General features: G+C 57.1%; 9 protein-coding genes. 4 read left to right on the top strand and 5 right to left on the bottom strand.

Features of this window, described 5'->3' with window-relative positions:
- The first annotated feature begins 168 nt into the window (after window positions 1-168).
- Genes EL361_RS10240 through EL361_RS10225 form a run of 4 tightly spaced genes read left to right on the top strand, consistent with a single transcriptional unit; the run spans window position 169 to window position 5,946 of the window.
- On the top strand, window positions 169-1,806 hold the full coding sequence (locus EL361_RS10240) for a hypothetical protein (RefSeq protein WP_126379166.1): 1,638 nt from the start codon (window positions 169-171) through the stop codon (window positions 1,804-1,806).
- The gene (locus tag EL361_RS10235; protein ID WP_126379164.1) at window positions 1,766-2,038 is read left to right on the top strand and encodes a hypothetical protein; all 273 of its coding nucleotides are present in this window, start codon (window positions 1,766-1,768) and stop codon (window positions 2,036-2,038) included. The genes EL361_RS10240 and EL361_RS10235 overlap by 41 nt, the downstream gene beginning before the upstream one ends.
- Window positions 2,039-2,083: 45 nt before the next feature.
- On the top strand, window positions 2,084-4,012 hold the full coding sequence (locus EL361_RS10230; RefSeq protein WP_126379162.1) for an aconitate hydratase: 1,929 nt from the start codon (window positions 2,084-2,086) through the stop codon (window positions 4,010-4,012).
- A 29-nt stretch (window positions 4,013-4,041) separates the two neighbouring features.
- Entirely contained in the window at window positions 4,042-5,946 is a 1,905-nt protein-coding gene (locus tag EL361_RS10225; RefSeq protein WP_126379160.1) for a SurA N-terminal domain-containing protein, read from the top strand.
- Window positions 5,947-6,051: 105 nt separating this feature from the next.
- Here EL361_RS10225 and EL361_RS10220 read toward each other — a convergent pair whose 3' ends face one another.
- The 5 genes from EL361_RS10220 to EL361_RS10200 all read right to left on the bottom strand — a co-directional run bounded on the left by EL361_RS10220 (window position 6,052) and on the right by EL361_RS10200 (window position 11,776).
- Window positions 6,052-6,414, bottom strand: coding sequence for a hypothetical protein (locus EL361_RS10220; protein ID WP_126379158.1), 363 nt, complete (start codon window positions 6,412-6,414; stop codon window positions 6,052-6,054).
- An 80-nt stretch (window positions 6,415-6,494) separates the two neighbouring features.
- The gene (locus tag EL361_RS10215; RefSeq protein ID WP_126379156.1) at window positions 6,495-7,376 is read right to left on the bottom strand and encodes a DMT family transporter; all 882 of its coding nucleotides are present in this window, start codon (window positions 7,374-7,376) and stop codon (window positions 6,495-6,497) included.
- 128 nt (window positions 7,377-7,504) lie between these two features.
- Window positions 7,505-8,584 carry a transglycosylase SLT domain-containing protein gene (locus tag EL361_RS10210; protein ID WP_126379154.1) on the bottom strand — a complete coding sequence of 360 codons (1,080 nt, stop codon included), beginning with the start codon at window positions 8,582-8,584 and terminating at the stop codon, window positions 7,505-7,507.
- Between the two features lie 55 nt (window positions 8,585-8,639).
- Entirely contained in the window at window positions 8,640-11,429 is a 2,790-nt protein-coding gene (locus EL361_RS10205; RefSeq protein WP_172961710.1) for a PAS domain S-box protein, read from the bottom strand.
- A gap of 143 nt (window positions 11,430-11,572) precedes the next feature.
- On the bottom strand, window positions 11,573-11,776 hold the full coding sequence (locus EL361_RS10200) for a hypothetical protein (RefSeq protein WP_126379150.1): 204 nt from the start codon (window positions 11,774-11,776) through the stop codon (window positions 11,573-11,575).
- Between the last annotated feature and the right edge of the window lie 249 nt (window positions 11,777-12,025).

Here is a 12,025-nt window from a genome sequence, read left to right as displayed (position 1 = left end):
TTATGATATAGGGGGCGTCTTCGGGCGCCCCTTTTCTTTTGGAGTTCTGGGGCATCATACCGCGATGACAGTGGAAAATGACGGTGTTTGCCGGGCTTGCGCTTTGTGGGGATATTGGTATAGAAATCGGTTCCCCATAAACTCCCTATCCGGATCGAGATTCCACCCATGCAAGATAAAAAATTCGGCAACAAGCCGTTCAATAAGTCGCAGAATAGATCATTAACCGACGAACTCGTGGATCTGGACCTCGACTTGGCCTACATGATTGCCAAGCGAACCCAGCTCCTGGGCCGCGCTGCGGCTGCGCGCAAGGCCAAGGGCAGGCCCTTGGCAGATGCCAATCAGGAACGCCGTATGCGTCGCTCCTGGGATGAAGTGGCCTCGCGCCATGGGTTGGATATTCGTCCACTGCGCCAGATTTTCACCTTGGCCAATGGCCTTGCCTATGCCGGTGCCGTGAAACCCGAATCCGCCAGCCGCAAGTTCATCATGAACCCCGAAGTCAAGGATCTTGCCCTGGAAATGGCTGGGCCTCGCAATCGGACCATCACCCGCCTGCTGACCGTGCTGGCCGTGCTGTCCGGCTCTTCGATCGAGCTGGCTCCCGTGGTGGTCAACGATCCCCTCGTGGAATTGGTCAAGGCTTTCAACCAGGCTGGAGCTTCCCTGTCGTGGGAAGAGGCCCTGGTCAAGAGCACTGGAGCCAAGGCTTCCCTGCCGGGTAAGACCATCCATGCCGGTGACGACCCGCTGAACCTGTACCTGCTGTTGGCTCTGGGGTTACCGCAGGTGGGACGAACCACCATTACGGGTGGCACTCCGCTGAAGGTTCTGGACCTGTCTGTTGTTGGGCGGGTGTTTGCCGGGTTGGGTGCACGCCTGACCTCCATCGAGCCGCACCTGACCGGTGCTCCTGTGCGCCTGGAGAGCGGTGGCATGACCCACGGTTCCTTCAAGGTCCCTGAAGGGTTTCCGCCGCTGTGCGCCTTGGCCATGGCTTTGGCCGGTCCGACCTATCCGGAAGGATTGCGTTTCAATTGGGACAAGGGCTGGGAAGGCGCTGGTCTGATGAATTTGGCCGTAAAGGTCCTGGCTGACTGTGGAGTGACCGCCACTCTGGGCAAGAATGAATTTTCTGTGGAAGCCGGAAGCTACAAGATCCCAGCCAAGCCGGATCGTTCCGTCCTGCCCCTGGATGCGGAACTGTGTGCCACGTTGCTGGCTTTGCCCCGGTTCACAGGGGGCTCCGTGACTCTGTCCGGGCATTGGCCCGACGATTGTCCCGATGCCCCAGTGGTTGAGGGGATGCTGCGCAATGCAGGGCTGGAACTGAAGGTTTCCGAGTCCGGCATCACCGTCACCGCTGGAAGCTGGCCTGACAAGCTGGATTTCGACGCCAGTCGAGGTTTGTTCCCGCTGGCCGTGGCCATGGGCATTGCCGCACCGGGTGACGCCCGCATTGCCATCAGTGAAGATGAAGACACCTCCACTGCCGAAGAAATCGCAGGGCGCATTGGCCGTTTTGCCCGGGTCAAGCCCGGTCGGGTTGTGATCGTCGCTGGCCGCGAGCCGTCTAATCGCTGGGCCGATCCCATGACCCCATTCCCCAGCCCGTCGCCGCAGTGGAGCTTGGCTTTGGCCCTGGCTTCCATGACCGCACCGGGTGTCACATTGGCAAACCCCGGAGGCCTGTCCGAGACCTGGCCCGGATTCTGGGGATTGTTCGCCGAAAATTTCAATCCCAAGGACAAGGAGCCCGAGGATGACGGAAAGAAGAAAGGACGACGTATCCGTGTCCGATGAAATTGCTGATCTGGAGCGTGAGGCCGAGGAAATCCTCCTTCAGCGGGAAACCGTGGTGGCGCAGATTCGCCAGCTGAGAGAAGCAGAGGACCCAGCGACCGGAACGTACTACGCCCAGGAAATTTTCCGCCTGTCACAGGATAAGTTGCGCTTGGCGACCGAAGCTGAGCTTTGTAAGTGCAAAGCCAATAGACTGCGGCTTGGGAACAAGCCCACGGGCATAGTGCAGTAACCCCCTGCCCGGTGGCTTCCCCGCTGCCGAAAGAGAGAGAATTCCATGCCTCAGAACCTGACCCAGAAGATCATCGACGCCCATCGCATCACCGGGGAGATGACCCCCGGATCTGAAGTCGCACTGCGCATCGACCAGACTTTGACCCAGGACGCAACAGGCACCATGGCCTATCTTCAGTTCGAAGCCATGGGCGTGCCTCGTGTACGCACCGAACTATCGGTGAGTTACGTGGACCACAACACGCTACAAATGGGATTCCGCAACCCGGACGATCATCGTTATCTGCGCACAGTGGCTGCGCGTTACGGTGTGGTCTACTCTCCTGCGGGTACCGGTATCTGCCATCAACTGCACCTCGAGAATTTTGCCCGCCCCGGGCGGACCCTCATTGGCTCGGACAGCCATACCCCCACAGCGGGTGGTGTGGGTTGCCTGGCCATGGGGGCTGGCGGTCTGTCTGTGGCTCTGGCCATGGCGGGTGAGCCCTATACCATCTCCATGCCCAAGGTCGTCCGCATCTGGCTGGAAGGAGAACTGACCGGCTGGGCAGCCGCCAAGGACATCATTCTGCATCTGTTGGGAGAGCTGAGCGTGAAGGGCGGCGTGGGCCGTGTCATGGAATTCGCCGGTCCCGGCGTTGCGAGCCTCAGCGTACCCGAGCGCGCCACCATCACCAATATGGGGGCTGAACTCGGCGCCACCACTTCGATCTTCCCCAGTGATGAGCAAACCCGCTCCTTCTTCAAGGCCATGGGACGTGAGGATGAGTTTGAGCTCCTGTTGGCCGATGAGGACGCCGAGTACGACGAAGAAGTGCGTATCGATCTTTCCACCCTTGAGCCTCTGGTCGCCGCTCCGCACATGCCCGACGTGCGCATGACCGTGCGTGAACTGGCGGGCAAGAAGGTTGATCAGTCGGCCATCGGCTCCTGCACCAACTCCTCTTACGCGGACTTGAAGACCGTGGCCCAGATGCTGGACGGTCAACGTATCAAGCCCGAGACCGATCTGCTGGTGTCGCCCGGCTCCAAACAAGTATTGAACATGCTGGCTGCCGAGGGGCTGATTTCTCCCATGCTCACCGCCGGTGCGCGCCTGCTGGAATGTACCTGCGGCCCTTGCATCGGTATGGGTGGTTCGCCAGTCTCCAGCGGTGTGTCCGTGCGAACGTTCAATCGCAATTTCGAGGGACGTTCCGGCACTCAGGACGGGCAGGTTTATCTGGCCAGCCCGCAGACTGCCGCCATGTGCGCCCTTAAGGGTGAGTTTACGGACCCGGCCACCTGGGGTGAGCCACCGGCCAAGCCCGAGTTCCCGGCCGAGGTGCCGTCAATTCGTCATCTGTTCCTGATGCCGCCAGCCGATGGCTCCGAAGTGGAGGTCCTGCGTGGGCCCAACATCGTGCCTCTGGAGAACTTCGAAGCACTGACGGAGACTTTGGAAACGACGGTGCAATTGAAGGTGGCCGACAACATCACGACGGACCACATTCTGCCTGCCGGGCCACAGATCACTGCGTTGCGCTCCAATATTCCGGCCATCAGCGAGTATATCTACTCCCGCGTGGACGCGGACTTCGTGTCCCGCATCCGTGAAGCCGGAGGCGGCGTCATCGTGGGTGGGGAAAACTACGGCCAGGGCTCCTCGCGTGAGCACGCAGCTCTTGGCCCGCGTCATCTTGGCGTTGCCGCCGTGATTGTCAAATCTCTTGCACGCATTCACCGTGCGAATCTGGTGAACTTCGGTATTCTGCCACTGACATTTGTAAATCCTGGTGATTACGAGCGGTTGGAGCAGGGTGCAGCCCTGACGGTGCCTGTTGGTTCCATTACGCCAGGGGGCGAAATCGAGGTTCAAGTTGCCGGAATCGGTGGTGTGTTGCTCCAAAATGATTTGACGGAAAATGAACTGGCTATTATTCAGTCAGGCGGCCTCCTGAACTTTGTCCGCGCTCAAGCTGACCACGCGTAATGTCAAGCCTTTAAAGGATTGGAGTCTCAATGCTAGATGGACTGCGGCAGAATGCCGGATCATGGGTCATCAAGATTCTATTCGGCGTCATCATCCTGGCGTTCGTTTTTGCCTACGGTTCCGGTACCCTCGGTGGCAAGGGTGGAGGCGTATTGGCCTACCTGGGCGAGACGCCCATCATGATCACCGATTTCCAGTCGCGCCTGCGTCGTGAACTCGATGCTGTGCGGACCCAGATGCCTGGTTTGTCCAACGAGGACATTTCGCAGATGCGGATCAAGGACCGGGTTCTGGCGAATATGGTGAACTCCACACTCATTCGTCAGCAGGCCCTGGAGTTGGGTCTGGCCGTGAGCGACGCCGAACTGCAGAAGCGCATCGTTTCCTATCAGGTCTTCCGCGGCAAGGATGGCCGTTTCGATACGGGCATCTACCGCGCAGTGCTGCGGGGCAGCAACATGACTCCCGCAGACTTTGAAACCGGTATGCGTCAGGATATCATGGCCGAGAAACTCCAGAAGTATCTGGATATGACCGTGGTCGTGGATGACGCTGAAGTGCGCGATTTCTTCCAGTATGGTGGCGAGCGAGTTGCCATCGACTATCTGCTTTTTCCCTGGGAAGATTTTGCTGCTGAGGTTCAGTCCTCCGACGAACAGGTTGAAAAATACTACGCCGACAATCAGGACCGCTTCAGGCGTCCGGCCCGCGCGACGCTGCAATACCTGCAGTTCACGCCCCAGGCGCTTTCCGGAGTCCAGACGGTTTCAGCTGAAGAGATCAAGACCTACTATGATACACATCAGGATGAGTTTGCCCGCCCCGAACAGGTCCGGGCCAGACACATTCTGCTCAAGCTGGATGCCGGTGCCCCTGAGGCTGAAGTCAAGGATGTACGCACCAAGTTGCTGCGTCTGAAGGCTCGTCTGGCCAAGGGGTCTACTTTCGAGGAGCTGGCTAAGAAATATTCCGAAGGCCCCAGCAACGCCACCGGCGGCGATTTGGGCTGGTTCTCACGCGGCATGATGGTTGGTCCCTTTGAGGAGGCTGCTTTCTCTCTGAAGCCTGGTGAGGTCAGTGAGCCCATTCGTACCAAATTCGGTTGGCATCTGCTCAAACTCGAGGATCACCGCGACGAGGGTGTCAAGGCCTTGGCAGAAGCCGAGTCCGACATCCGTTCCTCCCTGGCTGAGGATAAGGCTGCTGATGCCCTGTCCGACAAGCTCGATCAGGCCATCGGCCAGATCATCGTGGGTGACACTCTGGTCAAGGTTGCCGAAGGATTGGGGATGACCCTGGAGTCCACCGGTGCCATGACCAAGGATATGTTGGTCCAGCGCCTGGGCATCGATGCCGAGAGCGTTCAGTTGCTGTTTGATTTGGAGACCGGCAAGGCCTCCGAAACGCCTTTGAGCATCGAAGGTGGTTATCTGTTGGCGGCCAAGTCCAAGTTCGTCGAGTCTACCGTGGCTCCTCTGGACGAGGTCAAGGGCGTTATCGTCGAGACCCTGAGACGTGAGGGCGCTTTGACGCTGGCTCAGGAGAAAGCGGATTCCGTGCTGACCGAGTTGGTCGATCCTGCCAAGGCCAAAGCCGCTCTGGTGCAGTACAAGGCCAAACTTGCCACCAGCAAGCCCTTCGCCCGCCGTGGACTGATTCCCGAGCTCGGTATGAATCCCGAACTGGTGGAAGCAGCCTTTGCCGGAACTGAGGGCCAGTGGCTGGATAAGAGCTATTCCGTGGGCAGCGGCTATGCCCTCGCCCGTTTGGTGGAGCGGGTTGCTCCGCCTGAAGAATTGTGGGAACGCCAGAAGGAACTGCTCCGTACGCAGATTCAGCAGGCCAAGACCAATGAGATGTTCATGGCATACCTCTCGGGGCTGCGTGACAAGATTGAACTCAAGGTCGTGCAACCCCAGCTTCTGGAAAACTGATTATTCGGGTGAAAACCCTCGTTATATAAAGCCCGTCCGGCAATGCCGGGCGGGCTTTTTTGTGGGCTCATGCAAAGAGATGGAAGAACAATCAGAAGTGGCTGGTCAACGGGGCTTGTCGCTTTTCCCCTTGGGAGTCAGATTGCGCCAGAGTTCGGTGCCGAACATGACGAGTTTCATGGGCAGGTAGACGTACACAACGATCATTACCAGGGTATAGACGTACCCGCCGTTCCAGGGGCGCATCTTGTACCAGCGGTAGCCGGGGTGATTCCAGACGATGAAGAAAAAGAAGATGCAGCCCATGATATGCACAAAGGAACCAAGGCGCAGGCCGCGTTTGTAGTAGGCCAGATAGATGAGGCACATCAATGCTAGGTACAGCAGCAGGCTCACGGGACCAATGAGGTTCAGTGAGATGGACAATGCCCGGTAGATGATTGCCAGTGTGTTATCCAGAATCTGCATGACGGCTTCCCCCGATTACTTATTCAATAAGCATGATTCGGGGAAAAGGCAAAGAACGGAGAGACTTGAGTAGTTAAGTCTTATGCTGAGACAATGGTTTTTCGGCGGATGAGGCCCAGGTTTGGCAGTACGATTCCTGCGATGATGCATGCGGCCCCGGCCAATTGCCAGGGGGCGATGGGTTCGCCCAGAACCAGGAAGGCCAGGGCGACGGTGGTCACGGGCTCCATGGTGGAGAAGATGGAAGTGTAAGCGCTGCCCACAAGGTCGATGGCCGTGTACAGGAGACTCACAGCCAGCAAGGTGGGGAAGAATCCAAACGCCAGCGCCAGAGTTGCCTTGGGCCAGGTCATTTCCGCGAGCTTTGGAGGACCAGCCAGTATCGTGAACACCACTGTGGCCGCAGCCAGCACATAGAGGCACACGGTCAGGGGTGGTTCGTCCTTCAGTATGACCTGTGAGGCGACGAGGTACAGCGAGAAGATTGCCATGGCACCCAAGGCGTAGGCCAGCCCCATGCTGCTGACCGACTGTGAAAAGGCGTCGTAAAAAACCAGAGCACAACCTGTGGTGACGATGACCAGGGATATAATGACTTTTCTGTCCAGGCGCATTTTGAAGAGCACGGCGGACAGCAGTGTGACGCAGATGGGATAGAAATACAGGATCAGGGTCGTGGTGGAGGCGGTGATGTATTTCAACGCAGATAGAAAACAGATGCTTTGCAGGGGATAGATGCAGGTGCCAAGGGCCACGGCCTTGAGCAGGGTATGGGGAGCAATGCGAAGTGCCCGGGGATTGGTGGCTGCCAGCCACAGAGCCAGCATGAGGGTGCCCAATCCGAATCGGTAGGAGAGCATTTCGTAGGTCTCCATGCCCATGGCATAGCCCAGTTTGCCCAGGATGGGCAGGGTGCCGTAGCAGCAGGCGGAGATGATGGCGCAGATGAATCCCTTGAGCATGATGTTCCCTTCCTTGGCGGAGAGGAACAGTAAATGATCCTTAGGGGGCGCGCAATCCAGAAGTCATGTGTTCCATCAATAATGTTGGGCTGTTCTGGGAGGGAGTCGGTTTGTCGCCGCCTCAGTGCTCAGGTCGTTACCATGCGGCTTGCGATCTCGTGGTGGTTGACCAGAATGCGGCTGATGTAACTGACCGTGGAATCGAATCCGGGGATACGACCATAGCGTCCATATACGCCATGATCTTCGCGGGTGTTGGAGAGTCCGGAATGGTACCCGGCTGCGGCGGCGATGATGTTGCCATTTCTGGCACGCAGGAATCGGGCAAGCATCAGAACCATGGCGCTAACTGGCTTTTTGTAGAGCACGCGCTCATCAAATTCCTTGAAAAAGGCCACATCCTTGCTTGCAAAGATGCTGCGACCCTTGAAATTCTGCTGCAGGTATGAGGTGAACCGCTCACGTGCCTGCTTGACCTGTTTGTCCAGGGCCTCGATTTTGTCGCAGGCTTCAAGATACTTTTGGGCTCCGTCAACGGATTTGCCGTCGATGCCAGCCCGAAGAGCCTTCAGCAGGAAGTCCGACTCGTCCCCGGAGATTTTGAGCCGGGTGCGCCGGGCCTGTTTCCATGCCGTACGCTGTTCATAGTAGATATCCTGTTCTCCTGACCAGTCTGTTTTGCGATACGGAGGCGCGCTGTGTTCCGAACGGGTTCCGGCACAGACCAGTTTGTATTCCCGAGCTGTCGGAGTGATGAACTGGCAGATGCCCACGGCCAGTGCCCGGGATACGGCAAATTCATAAAAAAATGATTCGGTCATGATCTGGGCCGCTACCCAAGCCGGGTCCAGTGGATAGACATCGCGATGCTCGCGCACGCTTTGTATGATCCAGTGACAGATGTTCATGACCCGTTTTTCAAGGTCCATGGTTCCGTATTTCTGTTTCCATACAGGGAGGTTCTTCCCCTTGTAATGGGTGCGCACGGTCTCCAGCACGGCTCGTCCCAGACGGGCCTGAACGATACGGCCTTGCTTGCCGTCCAGAGGCTGTACATAGTTTTTGGGGATAATGACATTGATGGGCGAGCCTGTGGCGAAGGCTCCATTGGTTGCAGCTTCAGCGGACGTTGCCCCGCTGAGTCCGAACATGGGGGCCAGAGTGGCGGCGGTTACGACTTTGATGGCGTTGCGACGGCTAAGCCTCATGATAGCTCCTGCTCCAGTGAAAGAGGTTCATAGTCATGGATTGCAGCGTTCTGGATCAGGGGTCGGAGTTGTCCTGCACCGGGCCGGGGAGAGTCACGGTGATTGTGGTTCCTTCGGCTTCACCCGTATGCATGCCGATGGCTCCGCCATGGGCCTCGGCAATGAGTTTGGCTGAATACGTCCCAAGGCCGGTGCCGCCGCTCTTGTCTGCTGTGGCAAATTTTTCGAAGAATGTCTTCCGAATGGGCTCCGGTACTGCTCCGGCATTGCGGATGGCGACGGTCCTGGCGGTTCCTTCAACCATGGAAATAGTGACGCGCCCACCCTCGGGGGAAGCCTCCACGGCGTTCTTGAGCAGGTTGGCAAGCATGGAGTGATAGAGCAGTTCTTCGCCGCTGACGATAAACTCATTTGCTCCCGTGGGGTTGCCGTTGACCAGAATTTCAATTTGTAGGCTTTTGGACAGAATCTGGGAGTTCAATTCGCGCAGAACACGAAGTAGGACTCCGGTGAGATCCAGGTTCCGTGCCTCCATGTGATAGGTGCCCCTTTCCATCTTGTAGATGTCCAGCGATCTGTTGATCATCTCCAGCATGTGGTGCCCGGAGCGTTCGAGTTCGCGCAAGAGCGCCCTTTGGTCGTGATTCAGATTGTCGTCGTCCAGAAGCAGCTGTGGAACGTGGATGACTGCGCTCAGGGGGGACTTGAGGTCGTGGCGCACGATGTTATCCACATCATCTCTGAGTTGTTCCAGTTTTTTGCGATCGGTAATATCGTCGACAATCCAGAGTACTCCGGATTCGGGCAGGTCCGGGTCCAAAGCCTTGCCGGAGAGTTGGCACCAGAACGTTGATCCATTGGCGTGGCGATAGGGATACTCGACCTTCATGATTTCCTGTGAGGCCAGCTTGGAAGAGAATTGTTCCCCAAATTCTTCATAGTGCTTGTCTGACAGATGAAGGAAGCGGGTGGAGCGCCCGACCATCTCCTCGGGGGGATAGCCGAACATCTCGGCAAATCGTGCGTTGACCTTGGCGATATGCCGACCATTCTTGAGTAGTAGGGTTCCCACCAAGGTGTTGTCAAAAATGGCTTCGAACTCTTCGACGGCACTGCGCAGGCGTTCTTCAATCTGCTTGCGTGAGGTGATGTCCGTTGTGATGCCTACGATGCCTGTCACCTTGCCGCGCTCGTTGAACAGGGGAACTTCCCTGGTCAGCATCACGTGTCGGCGCCCCTTAAAGTCCAATGTCTCCTCATGCTCATAAGGCTTTTTGGACTGAAGGACTTTGGCGTCATTCATGTAAATGCTGGCCGCGTGGCTCTCGGTGAGCATTTCGCGGGGGGTCTTGCCTTCGTAGGTGCCTGTTTTCCAGCCGAAGAAGCGTTCATAACGGCGATTGACAAGGACATAACGGCTTTGAGCATCCCGCAGGTAGACCAACGAGGGGACGTTGTCCAGAATACTTTGCAACAGGTCCTTGCTCTGTTTCAGGGCTGCATCCGAGCGTATGCGTTCCGTAATGTCGTGGAAAAACCAGGCGCGTCCTCGGTAGTTTCCGCGTTCGTCCACCAGGCTGTTGGAGTTGACCTCCAGCACTGTTCCATTTTTGAGGCTGATGGTGGTGCCTCGCATTTCGGCACCGGGTGCGGAAGACAGGGTTCTGAACGCCTCCAGGAATGGGCGGGGGTCGATGAGTTGCCGTGTCACCTGTCGCAGGATTTCTTTTCCTGATCTGTCATCCCGGGGATTGAGACCGAGTTGCCATTGTTGGAGCAACTGAGAGTTCCAAAGCAGGGGGCGTGGCTCGTTGTTCATGACGAGCACTCCGTCGGGAGTGGACTCCAGCTGTGTTGCCAGCAGCAGGTTGTGATCTTCAAGACGCTGGCGTGAGCGCTGGCGGTAAAAGAAGGCCGTGGCTCCTGTGAGGATGAGCGCCAGTAATCCGCCCAGGATCCATCTCTGGCGGCTCAGGCTTGCCTGGAGGGTAAAGATATCTGTTTCGTGGGCCAGTAGGGAAATGATGATTCGGCGCTCTCCCATCTGTACGGATTCCCAGGACATGAATTCGCAATCTCTGGTATCGGGAGTGAGATGGGGCGTTGTGCAGATGTGGCGACCTGTGGGCATGGTCAGCATGGAGAGCAGCATGTCCTGACTTTGCTTGCCCATATCCTTCAGATCGGCCAACAGGTTACGCGCGGTCTGTTCTCTGTTGCGTGAATAGATCACGGTACCGTCGGCCGCCATGACGTAGATGGAGCCCTTGAGGTGGGCATGCAGTCCGCCAGCCAGGCGGGCGAGCATATTCCCCAGATCGACGATCAGGACCAGGCTTCCTGCGGGACGATTTTTGACTTTGATATGGGCAACCATGCCCATGAATTGATGCTCGGCCGTAATCAGAAGCGGTGGAGTGTAAACCTGTCCGGGGGGTGTTGTGAGGATGGCCGGGCCACAGATCCATTCTTCGGCAGCGTTGCGCATGGTCTTGATGACCTGTGGGTCGGACGCAGACATGAACTCCAGGACCTGATCATCGGAGAAATAGGCCATGGCCTTCAGGTCGGGAAAGACGCTGTTGGCCGAGCGGAATAGGGCATGGAGGGATTCATAGTCCAGAGTGCCGGTCGCAAAAGCCGGAAGGGCATGGGTGGCCAGGGAGTCTGCCTGGGCATGGAGGGAGTTGATGAGTCCAGCCAGTGATTGGCGGATGAGCACAGCCTGGGTGTACTGCTGATCGCTAAAGGCCTTGTGCCGTTCCTGGTCGGCCTTTTCCTGAGCCCACTGCGAGCCCAATGCGAATATCCCGAGGATGGCAGCGATTGCCATGGCAAAGAGCATGTAGGCTTTGCGCTGTGGTGTTGGGGCGAGCGAAAGGCTCGGAACGTGGGCCGGGGTCTCCATAAATATGATTGTTACCGGAAAGTTGGACAAAAAAAAAGCGCCACCCGAAAAAACAGGTGGCGCAGAATGGATTGTAGTGTCTAGAAAATGAAAGAAAGGATGCGCGAATGAATGGGTTTCCTGGCTTTTGGCACGGTGAGCGGGATGTCTGCGATACGGCGCTTCAATGCCACGACCGCCAAATCGTTCTGGCGACGTTGCTCATGCAGTTGCTTGCTGGAATCTTTCAGGGAATTCCTGAGGGCCTTCATTTCACGGATGTGTTTCTGGATGATGTTATCCATGGTCTCCTGCCTGGTGGTTGGACGGGTTGTTTACCCGTCGCGGGCGTTATGCCTTCCCCAAGGCTGTCACCCTTTAATGCAATGCCGCATCCAGGAGTTCCCCAACATCCAGGATGTTATTCAATTTCTCCACATGCATCCACAGCCTGTGGAGAACCAGTGAGCAAGATGTACTATAGTGCGGGGTGGAGCTGGCTGCAAATAGAAAGTTTCGATATGGGGATGTTCGCGTATTGATTTTTTTGATTT

This window comes from Desulfovibrio ferrophilus (assembly GCF_003966735.1).
Classification (GTDB): Bacteria; Desulfobacterota; Desulfovibrionia; order Desulfovibrionales; family Desulfovibrionaceae; genus Desulfovibrio_Q; species Desulfovibrio_Q ferrophilus.
This window is presented reverse-complemented; position numbering and strand designations above follow the sequence as displayed.